The sequence below is a fragment of the Candidatus Methylomirabilota bacterium genome (assembly GCA_003104975.1).
Taxonomy (GTDB): Bacteria; Methylomirabilota; Methylomirabilia; order Methylomirabilales; family Methylomirabilaceae; genus Methylomirabilis.
Genome location: PQAM01000019.1, coordinates 175,429 through 188,888 on the forward strand (window position 1 = coordinate 175,429; position 13,460 = coordinate 188,888).

The 13,460-nt window shown below is 58.2% G+C and carries 17 protein-coding genes and 1 pseudogene; 14 read left to right on the top strand and 4 right to left on the bottom strand.

Annotated elements, in window-relative coordinates:
- Window positions 1-184 precede the first annotated feature (184 nt).
- From C3F12_14980 to C3F12_14995, 4 genes are all read left to right on the top strand, one after another.
- Window positions 185-580 carry a hypothetical protein gene (locus tag C3F12_14980; protein ID PWB42488.1) on the top strand — a complete coding sequence of 132 codons (396 nt, stop codon included), beginning with the start codon at window positions 185-187 and terminating at the stop codon, window positions 578-580.
- Window positions 577-879, top strand: coding sequence for a hypothetical protein (locus C3F12_14985; GenBank protein ID PWB42489.1), 303 nt, complete (start codon window positions 577-579; stop codon window positions 877-879). The genes C3F12_14980 and C3F12_14985 overlap by 4 nt, the downstream gene beginning before the upstream one ends.
- 150 nt (window positions 880-1,029) lie before the next feature.
- A complete protein-coding gene (locus C3F12_14990; GenBank protein ID PWB42490.1) occupies window positions 1,030-1,284 on the top strand; it encodes a plasmid stabilization protein in 255 nt (84 codons plus the stop codon).
- A gap of 16 nt (window positions 1,285-1,300) precedes the next feature.
- The gene (locus tag C3F12_14995) at window positions 1,301-1,573 is read left to right on the top strand and encodes a hypothetical protein (GenBank protein PWB42491.1); all 273 of its coding nucleotides are present in this window, start codon (window positions 1,301-1,303) and stop codon (window positions 1,571-1,573) included.
- Between the two features lie 141 nt (window positions 1,574-1,714).
- Here the strand turns inward: C3F12_14995 and C3F12_15000 are convergent, their stop codons facing one another.
- The 3 genes from C3F12_15000 to C3F12_15010 form a co-directional block, all read right to left on the bottom strand.
- Window positions 1,715-1,942, bottom strand: a complete 228-nt coding sequence (locus tag C3F12_15000; protein PWB42492.1) for a hypothetical protein — start codon at window positions 1,940-1,942, stop codon at window positions 1,715-1,717.
- Window positions 1,942-2,151, bottom strand: a complete 210-nt coding sequence (locus C3F12_15005) for a type II toxin-antitoxin system HicB family antitoxin (GenBank protein PWB42493.1) — start codon at window positions 2,149-2,151, stop codon at window positions 1,942-1,944. The genes C3F12_15000 and C3F12_15005 overlap by 1 nt, the downstream gene beginning before the upstream one ends.
- Window positions 2,152-2,330: 179 nt before the next feature.
- Window positions 2,331-3,413 carry a hypothetical protein gene (locus C3F12_15010; GenBank protein PWB42519.1) on the bottom strand — a complete coding sequence of 361 codons (1,083 nt, stop codon included), beginning with the start codon at window positions 3,411-3,413 and terminating at the stop codon, window positions 2,331-2,333.
- Here C3F12_15010 and C3F12_15015 point away from each other — a divergent pair.
- From C3F12_15015 to C3F12_15040, 6 genes are all read left to right on the top strand, one after another.
- Entirely contained in the window at window positions 3,343-4,113 is a 771-nt protein-coding gene (locus C3F12_15015) for an ABC transporter permease (GenBank protein ID PWB42494.1), read from the top strand. The genes C3F12_15010 and C3F12_15015 overlap by 71 nt on opposite strands.
- 5 nt (window positions 4,114-4,118) lie before the next feature.
- Window positions 4,119-4,865 (top strand): ABC transporter ATP-binding protein, encoded by a 747-nt coding sequence (locus C3F12_15020; protein PWB42495.1) that lies wholly within the window; start codon window positions 4,119-4,121, stop codon window positions 4,863-4,865.
- A gap of 73 nt (window positions 4,866-4,938) precedes the next feature.
- On the top strand, window positions 4,939-5,379 hold the full coding sequence (gene mlaD / locus C3F12_15025; GenBank protein ID PWB42496.1) for an outer membrane lipid asymmetry maintenance protein MlaD: 441 nt from the start codon (window positions 4,939-4,941) through the stop codon (window positions 5,377-5,379).
- 57 nt (window positions 5,380-5,436) lie between these two features.
- Window positions 5,437-6,831 (top strand): hypothetical protein, encoded by a 1,395-nt coding sequence (locus tag C3F12_15030; GenBank protein ID PWB42497.1) that lies wholly within the window; start codon window positions 5,437-5,439, stop codon window positions 6,829-6,831.
- A gap of 74 nt (window positions 6,832-6,905) precedes the next feature.
- The gene (locus C3F12_15035) at window positions 6,906-7,493 is read left to right on the top strand and encodes an organic solvent tolerance ABC transporter substrate-binding protein (GenBank protein ID PWB42520.1); all 588 of its coding nucleotides are present in this window, start codon (window positions 6,906-6,908) and stop codon (window positions 7,491-7,493) included.
- A 13-nt stretch (window positions 7,494-7,506) separates the two neighbouring features.
- A complete protein-coding gene (locus C3F12_15040) occupies window positions 7,507-7,719 on the top strand; it encodes a hypothetical protein (GenBank protein PWB42498.1) in 213 nt (70 codons plus the stop codon).
- A gap of 3 nt (window positions 7,720-7,722) precedes the next feature.
- Here C3F12_15040 and C3F12_15045 read toward each other — a convergent pair whose 3' ends face one another.
- Complete coding sequence (locus C3F12_15045) at window positions 7,723-7,953, bottom strand: hypothetical protein (GenBank protein PWB42499.1); 231 nt, start codon at window positions 7,951-7,953, stop codon at window positions 7,723-7,725.
- Between the two features lie 186 nt (window positions 7,954-8,139).
- On the opposite strand from C3F12_15045, the gene C3F12_15050 reads away from it, so the two are divergent.
- The 4 genes and pseudogenes from C3F12_15050 to C3F12_15065 form a co-directional block, all read left to right on the top strand.
- Window positions 8,140-10,620 (top strand): hypothetical protein, encoded by a 2,481-nt coding sequence (locus tag C3F12_15050; GenBank protein ID PWB42500.1) that lies wholly within the window; start codon window positions 8,140-8,142, stop codon window positions 10,618-10,620.
- 10 nt (window positions 10,621-10,630) lie between these two features.
- Window positions 10,631-12,121 (top strand): metal-dependent phosphohydrolase, encoded by a 1,491-nt coding sequence (locus C3F12_15055; GenBank protein ID PWB42501.1) that lies wholly within the window; start codon window positions 10,631-10,633, stop codon window positions 12,119-12,121.
- Between the two features lie 88 nt (window positions 12,122-12,209).
- Window positions 12,210-12,737: pseudogene (locus C3F12_15060) on the top strand (transposase).
- Window positions 12,738-13,003: 266 nt separating this feature from the next.
- Window positions 13,004-13,460 (top strand): hypothetical protein (locus C3F12_15065; protein ID PWB42502.1); only part of this gene is annotated, 457 nt, incomplete at its 3' end.

The window sequence follows — 13,460 nt, forward strand, 5'->3', positions numbered from 1 at the left end:
AGGCGGAGTGGGCCCGGTGGCCCTCCTGGTCTTCAAAACCAGCGTACCCGCTAATAACGGGTTGGTGAGTTCGACCCTCACACGCCTCCGCCACTTTCTCGTATACTTTTGCCACCCCCTTGACACGTCATCTCCTTGGACCTATAGTTATATAGGTTATATAACAGTTACACAGGAGGAGACGATGGTCGCCCATCACGCCTTTGGAACATACCTTCGAGAGTACCGTCTTAAGGCCGGATATGGTCTCCGCAGCTTGGCTGAAGCAATCGACATGCAGCCGTCCAATCTCAGCAATATGGAGCATGGACGCGTCGCCCCTCCGCAAGATCCTGCGGTGTTGGCGAACATCGCCGACACGCTCGGTCTCCCCGAGGGGTCCACGGAGCGTACGCGATTGTTTGATCTCGCGGTGGCACACAAACAGCCTGCCTTACCGCCGGACGTTGCGGCATTTGCCGCAAAGACTCCAGGGATTCCGGTACTGCTTCGTACGATTGAAAATAAACGACTGAACCGAGAAGACTTGGCCAAGCTGACCGACTATATCAATCAGCGCCTCGGAAAGCCTCAACGGTGAAGACCGAGGACGTTCCCGCTTACTCCATCCCCCGACTGGAGCAGATTGCCAAACTCCTCTTGGATGAACGCTGGCCGGGGCTCACAATCCCAATCGATATCGACTACATCGTGGAGCCGGAGCCGGACACGATCCTTGACTACCTGCCTGGTTTGCGAGCGGTCCACGGCGTCGCAGGCGCGGTGATCAGCCACCCTCAAGAGGACCGCTTCACCATCCTCATCGATGAAGAGGTTGCGGACGGCAATCTTTCTTTCTATCGTTTTACGGTCGCTGAAGCCACTCACTGTCCCAAGTAGCCACCTCTCTGACCTTGTATGTGGTTCGACACTCGTGCGATCAATCGAAAAAGTTTGTCAAGCCGGCTGAGGAGATGGTGACGTATTTTTGAGTAGCGGATACCGCGGCGCGCGTCGGCCTCGTTGCTTACCTCTAAAAGCGCGGACCCCATGCATCGGCTACTGCTCGGTCCCAGGGCACAACGAGACCTGAATCGGCTCAGGGGCAAGACTTGGGCGAGGGTCAAGGAGGCGCTGGCGGCGCTGGCTCAAACTCCACGCCCCTCCGGATGCGTCAAGCTTGCTACTGGCGCCTGGAGGATACGGGTTGGTGATATCAGGGTACTCTACGACGTTGACGACAAGGCGCGCACGATCGAGGTCTTAAGAGTCAAACACCGACGCGAGAGCTATCGACGACTGTAGAAGAGCGACAGAGGAAATGATCAAGAAGCGCTTTCTTCCAGCCTTACCTCGGACGCCGGATCACTCGCGCGGTGTTGGGCTATCGCTTTGCAGCGCCGTCGAGGTGTCGCGCCTCCACCTTTTCGGCAGCGCGACCTGCAAGTCGCAAGGCGGGAATCTCCAGGGACATGGGTTTCGGATGTTTGCTGGGAGCGATCTTGGCGAAGGTGTCCAGAAACGCTTGAATGAAATTCGCGGGTTCGACGACGCACTCTGCTTTGACGATGGTGAGGGAATAACACCGGTCTGAGGTGGAAGATACGTTCCTGGTTAGGGCGCCTCGGCGGCCTTCTGAGGAGAAGCCCGCGTCTCTCAATTATGACTCCTCGCGAGCTGTCAGATGGTTGTGAAAGATATAGAGAGGAATGCCTGCAACTGATAAGGTAGTCGATTAGGAATCTTGAAGAAGCGCGAGGAATTCTTCTACCGTGATCCCAGCGTGCCGGATAAGTTTACGGAGGGTTCCTCGATCCAGCTCTTTGTGGTCCGGGACGGAAAGATGGCGGCCGGATGGGTGGTAGTAGATCATATGAGAGCCTTGGTGGTGATCGTACGTGAAGTCGAGCTTGGCGAATGCCTTTCCCGCTTCTCGACCTGAGATGACCGGGAGCTTCACCACTAAGCCGGGACCGCGATCTCGACTACGCGCTCTTCGGGAATCCGCAGGCCATGTTTCTGTCGAACTGCCACAATCCCCTGGATCGCCTCCCGGATGTTCGCTAGGGCTTCTTCCTCGGTCCGACCCTGAGAAACGCAACCCGACAAGGCTGGGCACTCGGCCACGATGTAGCCGTCCTCCCCAACTTCTAGGACTACGAGAAACTTCACGGGCTCTTCCTTTCCTCTACGACCAATGGTGCGAACCCGCGAGCGGAGCCACCTTGCGAGCATTGACCAATGGTTAACTTCAGTGTACGCTTGCGACTGGAGCATACCACGTGCCATCGTTGTTGACAAGCGCTCGCGGTCGAGATGGCAACGCGCCGTAGGATAGCTCAGGTTGTGGCCTAATTGGTGCGTTGGAATTGGAGGTCGGCGAAGGAGGCCTGAGCGGTTGACTTGGTGTGCTGGGTGTTGATCCAGATGGCGACGCGCCCCACCTTGGGGAGCGAATCCTTGCCGAACAGCCGTACGTAGTCCTCTGCAACGTTTCGACGTTCCTGGACCCATTTACCCAACTCTTGCTTTCCGCTCCGCAGGACAATATTCTTGTTGGGGGTGACGGGGGAGTACCCATCAGCAATCGTCCCCACCGGGGCATTGCTGTCCCAATAATAGCCAAGGGCAGGGCTTCGCATCTTGAACAGTGGATGGGGAAAGATGACGTAGACCTGGGCGGCCTGGTCGTTGGTCTCCTTTGCGCGGGCGTCGCCCGCCTCCGGGAGGCGATCCACCTTCCACCACCAGGTGAGTATCGGATATTCCTTCAGGTCCACCTCGACTATCTTGTGCAGCCCGAAGGAGCTGTTATTGCTTCCAAGGTGGATAGCGAATCGGCCATTCTTAAACGGTTCGAGCCTTATTTCGTGATGATTCTCGTAGACCTCCAGCTCCCACCCGACCGGCACCCCTTTCTCATCCATCGTTCCGCTGATAGGTAGCGGAATGCCGGCCGGATTGGGGATAGGGTTGGCTTCAGTGGTCAGCAATGTGAGCCCCAGCAGTACCACCGTAAGCCCGAGGAGCACAGGCCGGCGCCGATGAGCTCTCCTACGTCCCAGAGAGCTGAGTGCTGTTGGTATAATTGTCGTGATGATCGGACTTAACCCGGCCATTTCACCTCGAGGATGATGATTGATCCTTATCTTCTTGAAAAACCGATAGTATAATAAGGAGCTTACAATTATGATACAAGGGTTATCTTCCGGCGGCAAGGAACAGGTGGCAGCCCTTCCAAAATCGATCATCCTCCCGGTCCGCAGACGAGAGGAAATAATTGACAACTCGGGACGCGTATGCAATTCTACCAACCTGTCAATTCCTTCGCCGACGCGCTGAAAATCTCCCTTGGAGTAGAGCATGGGCAACCCGTTAGATTCTATTGGACGCGTGGTACTCCAACAGGTCCGGACCATGGGAAGTATGGCCATCTTCCTGGGTTCAACCGGTTTCTGGGCGGCCCTGCCACCATTGAAGATCAGGCGTATCGTCGGCCAGATCTATTTCATCGGAGTGAAGTCGAGCTCGATCATCCTGCTGACTGCCGCCTTCAGCGGAATGGTGCTGGGGCTCCAGGGATACTACACGCTTCGAAAGTTCGGGTCTGAGGCGCTGCTTGGTCCGGCCGTCGGGCTCAGTCTGATCCGGGAGCTGGGACCGGTGATGGCGGCCCTGATGGTGGCGGCTCGGGCCGGATCGGCCTCTGCCGCCGAGATCGGCATTATGCGGATTACAGAGCAGATCGACGCGCTGGAGGCGATGGCGGTCAATCCCATGAAATACTTGGTCGTTCCCAAGGTTATCGCAGGACTGATTGCCGTCCCGCTGCTCACGGCGATCTTCGATGTGGTAGGAATCTTCGGCGGCTACCTCGTTGGCGTGAAGATGCTTGGCGTCGGCGCCGGGACCTACTTTTCCGAGATGCGCAACATGGTGGAGATGAGCGACATACGAGGCGGTTTCCTGAAGTCTGTGAGCTTCGGTCTCATCGTCACCTGGGTCTGCACCTACAAAGGGTTTTACACCGGATATGGAGCCGAGGGCGTCGGCAAGGCCACGACCGAAGCGGTCGTCCTCTCGTCGGTTCTTGTGCTGGTTTGGAACTACGTTATGACCGCCGTTCTATTCTAAGCCGGATGATCCAGCTTGTTAATCTCTATAAGAGCTTTGACCGGCAACAGGTACTCAGGGGGTTAAATCTGACCATCCCCCGAGCGCAGGTGACGGCGATCATCGGGCGGAGCGGGGGCGGCAAGAGTGTCCTGCTGAAGCATCTCGTCGGTCTTATGCGGCCCGACAGCGGTCAGGTGCTGGTCGACGGAACCGATCTCTGTCGGCTTCGCGGTAAGGCCCTGGATACGGTGCGTGAAAAGTTCGGCGTCCTGTTCCAGGGGGGCGCGTTGTTTGATTCGTTGACGGTGTTTGACAATGTGGCCTTTCCGCTTCGTGAGAAGACCCGACTGTCGGAAGGTGAGATCAGACAGCGTACGATGCAGCGCCTGGAGGCCGTGGGACTCGCCGATATGACGCACAAATATCCGGCAGAACTAAGCGGAGGGATGAAGAAACGGGCCGCTTTAGCCAGGGCCCTGGTCCATGATCCGGAGATCATCCTGTTTGATGAGCCGACGACGGGCCTTGATCCGATCCTGCTGAACTCTGTTCATCGGCTGATTCTGGACGCCCACAAGCGCTTTGGGTTTACTGCGGTTGTGGTGAGTCACGATATTCCGGAGATCTTCGATATCGCCCAAACGATCGCGATGCTCCACGAAGGGGTCATTGTAGAGCACGGCAGTCCGCAGACTATCATGGCCTCCGCGAATCCTATCGTTCGGCAGTTTCTGACCGGGGCCACCAACGGGCAGGCCGGCGTAGAGTAGCACATCGATCCGATAGAGCGGCTCAGACACAGATGACAGGATTGTCACGAGATCGACAGGGAGCGTAAGATCGATGAAGCGACTGACCATGGAAACGGTAGTCGGCCTGTTCGTGGTGGTGGGTATCGTCGCGTTAGCTTGGCTTTCGATCAGACTGGGCAAGCTCGAGCTGGTCGGCGATCGAGGGTATACCGTGATCGCCGAGTTTGACTCGGTTGCCGGTCTGAAGAATGGGTCGGTTGTCGAGATCGCCGGGGTGGAGGTCGGGCGGGTCAAAGAGATCGGGTTGGACAGCTATCGAGCTCGCGTCGCCATGAGCATCGATCCCGCCGTCAAGCTTCAGGATGACTCAATCGTCTCGATTCGGACAAAGGGGCTGATCGGCGAGAAATACGTGAGGATTACGCCGGGAGGCTCAGATACGATCGTCCAGCCCGGAGGCAAACTCCGAGAGACCGAGGACCCCATCGACATCGAGCAACTTATCTCGAATTATATCTTCGGCAAACTCTAATCGTAAGAGGCACCAGGCATAGCTCACGTCGAAACGCTGATCTCGAAGGAGGCGCTCATGATGAAGGCAGGTCGAGCGGGACGGGCACGTTGGATCGTGCTGTCCATGACGCTCATGACAACGGTCGCTATCGCACAGCCGACATTTGCGCAGTCGCCGGCACCGAAGGCCGTCTACACCCTTAAGGATCTGATTCAGCGTACTCTGGCTACCAGCCCGGAGATCCGTCAGGCCCAACGAGGCGCTGAGGTCGCGATGGCCAAGAAAGATCAGGCCGACGCCGGTCGTTTCCCGCAGATCGAGGTTACGGGTATTATCGGGCCGTCCCCACGGGCTCGCGGAACCGTCGAGGACGGTTCGCCAGATCGAAAGAATCACCCCCACGTGACCAATGTCTTCGAGCGGGTGGAGATGCGACTGGTCCAGCCGCTCTATACCTTCGGAAAGCTGACGGGATTCCGTGAGGCCGCGGAACAAGGGGTCAAGGTCGAGCGAGCGAAGGTCGAGGAGAAGGCTGCCGATCTGATCCTGAAGGTCAAGGAGCTCTATTACAGCCGACTTCTGGCGAGCGACATGCTTGGGCTGATCGATGAGGTAGCCAAGGATCTCGACAAGGCGATCGACAAGACCGAGCGACAGCTCAAGGCCGAGGCCCCGGGTGCTGATGAGATGGATCTGTATAAACTCAAGGCGTTCAGGGGTGAGGTATTGAAGAACCGAGAAGAGGCGCAGAAGGGGTTTGATCTGGCGACGGGTGCGCTGATCTTCTACTCGGGTCATGATCGCACGCTGCCGTTCGAACTGGATGCGGTGGGACTGGAGGCGGCGCCCAAGGAAGTGGAACAAGCCGATCGGGGGGCTGGGCTCGCGCTGGAACTGCGACCCGAGATGACCCAGGTGAGGGCCGGATTGAAGGCCACCGAGGCGCTGGTCAAGGCTGAGGAGAGCAATCTGTATCCGCACTTTTTCGCTGCCGTGAACGGCGTCTATGCGCAGGCCGGTAACCGCACGCGCCAGCAGAATCCCTGGGCCTACGACCCGCTGAATGATCGGTATACCGCGATTGTGTTGGGCTTCAAATATGAACTTGACTTTGGCATCATTCGAGGCAAAATCCGGGCGGCTCAGGCAGAACACCTGAAGGTGGGAGAGATGAAGTCGCTTGCGGAGCGGGGTATCCCCCTGCAGGTGCGGAAGGCGCATCGGGAGCTGGCAGAAGCCAGGGAAACGCTGAGGGCCACAGAGGAAGGATGGCGAAACGCCAAGAAATGGCTGGTGGCCGCCAAGGCGAATTACGATCTCGGTGTTGGGGAGTCCAGAGACCTTGGCCAGGCGGCAGAGTCGTATGCCCGGTTGCGCGCGGATCACTATAAGGCGATGTACAATCATAACCTCGCCCTTGCGAATATCGAGTACGCTACAGGTCTGGCTGTGAAGGAGGAGATGAAGTGATCATAAAGTATTCCAGTATTGGATGGAAATGGAGGACCCTCACCCTCGTTGCGGCGGCCGTGGCGATCTTGGCCATGCCGGGACAGGGCTTGGCCGGTCCGGCAACCGATCAGGTCAAGGGGACCGTCGACCAGGTGCTGGAGATCCTGACCGATCCGACGCTCAAGGATGATCGGAGGACGAAGGAGCGTCGGGCCAAGCTCCGCCAGACCGTATTGGAGCGATTTGATTTCTCCGAAATGTCGAAGCGTTCCATGGGCCAGCATTGGAAAGAGCGCTCGCCCGAGGAGCGCACCGAATTCGTCGGCCTCTTCACCGACCTGTTGGAACGGGCCTACATTGACCGGGTTGAGGGGTATACGGGCGAGCAGATCGTATACCTGGAAGAGAGGACGGATGGCAACTATTCCGAGGTCAGGACAAAGATTGTGACGAAGCGGAACCAGGAGATTCCGATTGCCTACCGTCTACAGAGAGCCGACTCTAAATGGTCGGTCTATGACATTGTTGTTGAGGGCGTCAGTCTCGTGAATAACTATCGTACCCAGTTCAGTAAGATCATTCGCACCTCCTCGTATCGAGACCTGGTGAAAAAGATGCAGGCGAAGGTCGAGGGTGAGGAGGCGGCTGAGCTTAGTACACCGAAGCCGAAGGTCCGGTAAAGAGGGGGTCGCGATGACGGGAGAAGTTGACAGCCTGTATCATAAGATTACGATCTGGTGCGCGGCGGGGCATCCGCCCTACCTGTCGGCGGACATGGCGAGGCATTTCAGTGACTATCTGCTGAACTTCCTGAAATCGACTGAGGGTGAGCAATTTCTACGGACCCTGGGATATGTCCGCCTGGGTGACGTGGCAGCAGGAGAAAAGCCGAGCGCGGAGGTCTGACCCTTACGATCCCTTCTTCTGCTGTAACTCCAGCAGGATCCGTTCGAGCGACTCCTTGGCGTGGCGGGCCTGCTCGATATGGGGGCCCAGGAACTGGATCAGCTCGTTCCGCATCGTCGGTCGAAGCGGCGTGAGGAAGCGTACGATTCCCTGTAGCGCGCCGTCGATCGCCTCCACTGCGGTCTCTATCTGCACTCGAATCGCCTCTTCTGTCTGTGACGGTTCGTCTATCATGATCCAGGACCTCTCTGCCTTTTTACCCTATCCGACTCTGCCTCGATGGTGCCCAGCTTACACGACCAATACGCCTGACGCAAGCGTATGATGATTGCGTTCACGGGGGCTTTGAAACGCCACGATGCTTCAGGGGCTGAGGCAGTTGAAGCGGTCGGCGCAATCTGCTAATGTTACTAACAAGAAATGTCAAAAGGACACAGGCCCGTAGAAATTGCTGTCTCATCTCCTTCGCCGGATGCGCAGGCGCTGATCGATTCGTTTCGCGACCGGTATCCGTTCCCCTTTGACCCGTTCCAAGAGGAGGCGAACCGCCTGATTGCGGAGGGAAGCTCCGTTATCGTCTCTGCGCCAACCGGTGCGGGCAAAACCCTCATTGCCGAGTTCGCGATCTTTCGGGCGCTGGCCCATCACCATCGCATCGCCTACACGACCCCCTTGAAGGCCCTGAGCAACCAGAAGTACGCCGATTTCATCCGTCAATGGGGTGAAGAGACGGTCGGTATTCTGACCGGCGATGTCAAGGTCAATCCCCGAGCGCCACTGGTGGTCATGACGACTGAAATCCTTCGAAACAAGTTCTATGGGGGCGAGTTCGAGGGGTTTCGCTATGTGGTGCTGGATGAGTGCCACTACATGGGGAATGTGGGGCGGGGGACGGTCTGGGAAGAGATCATCATCAACTGTCCCCCGGAGGTGCAACTTGTCGCCCTCTCGGCGACCGTCAGCAACATCGGCGAAATTGCCGAATGGATCGGCCAGACGCACCGCCCGATCCGACCCATTCACCATCCGGTTCGCCCGGTCCCACTCCAATACCTGCTTTGCGATAAGGAGGGCCAACTCTGGCCGCCCGAGGCGGCTTCGATTCGACGAATCGTTCACGCCTCATTCTCCGGTCGACGTGTGTCGGAGGGACGGGACATGGGTCGCTGGGATCGACGCGGGGGACGCCACCGCCCCCCCTTTCGCCGCCGGGCGCTTGACGAGAGTATCGCCATCTCCGTGTTGCGGGCGCACCGTTGGCTGCCGGCGATCTATTTCATCTTCAGTCGATCGGGATGCGAGCGGGCCCTTACCCGCCTCCTGGAGCACGGCGAACCGTTCCTGGATGCCGCCAGGGGCGAGGAGGTCGAGGTGGCGATCCGGCAGACCCTCATCGACTACCCAAGCATCAGTTCCGAGAGCGATCTGAATCGGCTGATTCTGAACGGACTCCGTCGAGGGGCGGGACTGCACCACGCCGGTGTGCTCCCGGCACTGAAGCGGCTGACTGAGGTGCTGTTTGAGCGGGGACTGGTGCGGGTCGTGTTCGCGACCGAAACGATGAGTCTGGGCATTCACATGCCGGCCAAGAGTGTCGTGATCGGAGGGCTGCGCAAGCGGACCGATCTCGGGTTCCGGGGACTGACCGTGGGGGAGCTGTTCCAGATGGCCGGGCGAGCCGGGCGACGGGGGATCGATCCGAAGGGGACCTGCCTTCTGGCGCTTGATTCCGCCGAGGCGGCCGAGGACGCCGTCCGTCTGGTACAAGGCCAACCTGAGCCGATCGACAGCCGATTTCGGATCGGCTACAGCAGTGCGGCATTATTAATCCGGATGCAACGCGAACCCGAGGCGATCCGTAAGACAATCGAGAAGAGCTTCGGCCAGTTTCAGAATCGCCGAAAGATCGAGGTCAGCCGGAGTGAGCAAGAGAAGGTGATCCGTCAACTGGCCGACGCCGACGGGATGGCCTCACCCTGTTGTCCGATCAGCACGCTGATCGAGTATCGGGAGCGACGCGCCGCACTCGACCAAGAGCGGGAGCGACTCGCGCATCTGCGGATCGCGGCCGGGCGGGGCGGACGTCGCGGCGGTCGGGGTCGCGGTCGGCGATCCGCGGGTACCGTGACCTTTTTCTGGGGCGACTTCGAGGAGAGTCGATCCAGACTCGAAGCGATGGCCCTGGAACTTTCTCAGATGCCGTGTCACCGCTGTGCGGAACGGTCGCACCGAGAGCGACAGCTTAAACAGTCCCGGCGACTGGGCCAGATACTGGAGCGTCACCAGCAGACCCAGCAGCAGCTCCAGAACTCCTACTGGGAGCAGTTTCTGCGGGTTGTGGGAATCCTTCAGCACTTCGGTTATCTCGAGGATGGGCGGTTAGGCGCGGAAGGCCGTCTGATCGCGTCGCTGCGACACGACAACGAACTCCTGGTGGCTCGGGTGGTCTTCTCCGGGCTTCTGAAGGGGCTCTTGCCTGAGGAGCTGGCGGCGCTTCTATCGTGTCTCGTGGAGGAGCCGCGCACAACCGAGCTGCCTGCCGCCAGGCTGTTCCTCCGCGATCAGGCCCACCTGCGCCGACGCATCAAGACGCTGGAGGAGCTGAGCCTGGAGGTGGACAGGGTCCAACGGTCCTTTCAGATTGACCTGCCGGTCTCGATGCACACAACCTATCTGGCGGCAACCCATCGGTGGGTCTCGGGCGAGGACGATTGGCTGGCGCTGGTTGAGCAGAGTTTTGGCGGGCATGAGGGCGATCTGATCCGGGCATTCCGCCGTCTGATCGATCTGTGTCGGCAACTCGAAGAGAGCCCGGAACTGCCGACCGAGTTGACACGAACGCTGTCGCGGGCCACCACGATGTTGGATCGAGGGATCGTTCTGGAATCCGCGTTGATCTAGAGGGGGATCGATGGCCACACCGCGTACTGCCGCGAGACACTCGACCGGAAATGTGAGTACGCCACTGATATCGCCCTACGAAGGGGTGGCGTTACTGGCCGACCCGATCCATCGCTACATCCTCTTTACCGTTCCAATGGGTCATCGATCGGAACGGACCGAAAAGGAGCTTATCGACAGCCCGTGGGTCCAACGGTTGCGACGTATTCACCAACTGCAGAGTACCTGGTGGGTCTATCCTTCCGGTGAACACAGTCGGTTTCAGCATGTCCTGGGAACCATGCACATGGCCGGGGCGTTTGCGCGACATCTGTACCCCAGCTTGAAGGAGACATTCGGGGAGACGCTGCCGTCGGAGCCGTTCGTTGAAGAGCTGCTGAGACTGGCTGGATTGCTCCACGACGTGGGACACGGTCCCTTCGGGCATTTCTTCGACGACCACTTCCTGCGGCAGTTTCAGGTCGGCGGCGAGCGACTGAACCACGAGATCCTGGGGATGGCCATCATCATTAAGAGGCTAGGCGGCGTCATTCAGGCGATCCGCCGGAGCCCGAACGGCCTCTTTCGGCCGAATGAGCGGCTGGACCCCAGATATGTTGCGTTTTTGATCAAGAAGCCCGGTCCGTCGACTCGGTCCGGGACCGGCCTCGCGGCCGGATTCCCGGAGTGGCTGTCGGCGCTCCGCCCGCTCTTCTCCGGGATCTACACGGTCGACAATCTGGATTACGTCCAGCGAGACGCCTATATGACCGGCTTTTCACTGGATATGGTGGATATCGAGCGACTGCTGCTGTACACCTTTTTTACGCCGAAGGGACTGACCCTGCACAAGGCGGGGGAGTCGGCTCTGATGCGGTTCCTGAATGCGAAGTTCGCGCTCTACCTGCACGTCTACCATCATCGGACGACCCGGGCCATCGATCTGCATATTCAGGAAATTTTCAAAGAGACGATGGCGCGGATCGCTCCGTATAATCCGTACAAGGCGCTGGACCGGTATCTGGAGTTGACCGACTGGTCGATGTTCGAGCGGGTCGGCCAGTGGGTCGCCTCGAAGGATCCGCACGAGCGGGCGCTGGGGGCGGAATGGGGCAAGGTGCTGGGCCGGAACGTCAAGTGGAAGATGGCCTACGACGTTGTCTCCACCATCGAGGAGTCTCAGCGGATGGTCCGGTTTCAGACGGCCGAACATCTGGAAGAGGCGATCCGTCGCTGCCTGCCAAGGCGTCTGCACGGGATTGAGTTCAAGGTCGACATGGCCGCGCTCGATCCCCGTCCCATCAACCCGCTGGCCGAGGGGAGCAAGCAGATCTTCATGTACAATCCCGCCACGGGTGACGTATCGCCCAGGCCGCTCATGGAGCTGTTCCGCGATATCCCGCCCAAGGTCGCCCGTTACCGGGTCTTCACGACGGATCGCCGGCATGTGAAGGCCCTCAGCGACGCCTCCGAGAAGGTGCTGACCGGCGCCGCCGGCGAATCGGTCCCCACCAACATCTGACCGAAAATGCTGAAAATCAGCTCCCGCGAGCCGAACGAAGCACCAAGCTCCTCCCGTAGGGGCGCTGCTTGCTGCGCCCATCAGGGACATGCCTAGTAACCCACCTGCTCATCGCCGCCGATCTCTTCGCCTACAGGGATTTGATTATTCGTGGGAAGGCACCTATTTTGTGACGGTGTGTACAAAGGACCGAGAGTGTATATTTGGTACTGTCGTTGATGGGAAGATGCGCCTAAACGATGTGGGTCGGGTCGTACAAAGCGTGTGGGATGGGCTCTCAGAACGATTTCCAACCATAGAACTGGATGCATTTGTGGTGATGCCGAATCACGTGCATGGGATTCTTGTTCTTGTAGGGGCAGGGCTTGCCCTGCCCGCGAGGGACGCAGCAAGCAGCGCCCCTAGAAGGTCCAGACCCGACTCGTTGGGGAGCGTTCTGCGAGCGTTCAAATCGATAGCCGCCATCGGTTCGAATCGTCTTTTATCACGTTCTGGGCAACCTCTCTGGCAACGCAACTATTACGAACACGTCATCCGAAGCGAAGAATCCTTGAACCGCATCCGAGACTATATTGCCACCAATCCCATACGTTGGGAACTCGACCGCGAAAACCCGTGGCGTCAGGGCGAGGACGAATTCGATCGGTGGTTGGCAACGTTTAAGAGCAAGCCGCCTAGGGTTCCGAGACGGATCCTATTGAAGCTTGCGTAAGTAACGCAACGCATCTATGTGCGCATAGGCTCGATTTCTCAGGGATTTCAAAGAAGGGCAGCGTTACATTTATTCTGCAAGAGTCAATAACATCTTCTTGACATGTTGACATGAAGTCATCTGTCAGTGGGGTTCACTTTTTGGCAGCATGATAAAGATCGGCACAGAGGATGAAGGCCACTCATACTGATAACGAACTCGCTAAGTCGGCGTTTGGGGTTCTGAACGACTTAATGGGAGAGATCCACGCCGGAAGAGTGATCGGTTGCATTGCGATGAAGCAGCCAAACCTGTTGCAAACTAAGCACCCCAAGTATTTTGTGCGGATGGGAATTGGGGCTATCATGATCGCACTTTACAAGTTTGAGGACCTTTGGGAACACCAAATTCAGCATCTCCTTGGGAACCAGCTTCCAAATCGGGGAGGCCAACTGATGGCTGAACTCGGCGTAAAGAAAAGTCGGGAGTTTCGAAGCTTATTTGTCGCCCACTACTCTAGCCGTCCAGCATCTCCAAAACCTCCCCTCAGTAAGCTAGAAAACCTACTCAAGGCTCAGGGATTTAACACTGACGAGGAACTATTCTTGTGGACAAAGGATGTCGTTGTGACCTTCCCCCGGTTTCCTG

Excerpts from the sequence above, each read along its gene's own strand:
- C3F12_14980 (PWB42488.1), top strand. The coding sequence starts at position 185 with ATGGTCGCCCATCACGCCTTTGGAACATACCTTCGAGAGTACCGTCTT.
- C3F12_14990 (PWB42490.1), top strand. The coding sequence starts at position 1,030 with ATGCATCGGCTACTGCTCGGTCCCAGGGCACAACGAGACCTGAATCGG.
- C3F12_14995 (PWB42491.1), top strand. The coding sequence starts at position 1,301 with ATGATCAAGAAGCGCTTTCTTCCAGCCTTACCTCGGACGCCGGATCAC.
- C3F12_15015 (PWB42494.1), top strand. The coding sequence starts at position 3,343 with ATGGGCAACCCGTTAGATTCTATTGGACGCGTGGTACTCCAACAGGTC.
- C3F12_15010 (PWB42519.1), bottom strand. The coding sequence starts at position 3,413 with ATGGCCATACTTCCCATGGTCCGGACCTGTTGGAGTACCACGCGTCCA.
- C3F12_15020 (PWB42495.1), top strand. The coding sequence starts at position 4,119 with ATGATCCAGCTTGTTAATCTCTATAAGAGCTTTGACCGGCAACAGGTA.
- mlaD (PWB42496.1), top strand. The coding sequence starts at position 4,939 with ATGAAGCGACTGACCATGGAAACGGTAGTCGGCCTGTTCGTGGTGGTG.
- C3F12_15030 (PWB42497.1), top strand. The coding sequence starts at position 5,437 with ATGATGAAGGCAGGTCGAGCGGGACGGGCACGTTGGATCGTGCTGTCC.
- C3F12_15035 (PWB42520.1), top strand. The coding sequence starts at position 6,906 with ATGCCGGGACAGGGCTTGGCCGGTCCGGCAACCGATCAGGTCAAGGGG.
- C3F12_15040 (PWB42498.1), top strand. The coding sequence starts at position 7,507 with ATGACGGGAGAAGTTGACAGCCTGTATCATAAGATTACGATCTGGTGC.
- C3F12_15045 (PWB42499.1), bottom strand. The coding sequence starts at position 7,953 with ATGATAGACGAACCGTCACAGACAGAAGAGGCGATTCGAGTGCAGATA.
- C3F12_15050 (PWB42500.1), top strand. The coding sequence starts at position 8,140 with ATGTCAAAAGGACACAGGCCCGTAGAAATTGCTGTCTCATCTCCTTCG.
- C3F12_15055 (PWB42501.1), top strand. The coding sequence starts at position 10,631 with ATGGCCACACCGCGTACTGCCGCGAGACACTCGACCGGAAATGTGAGT.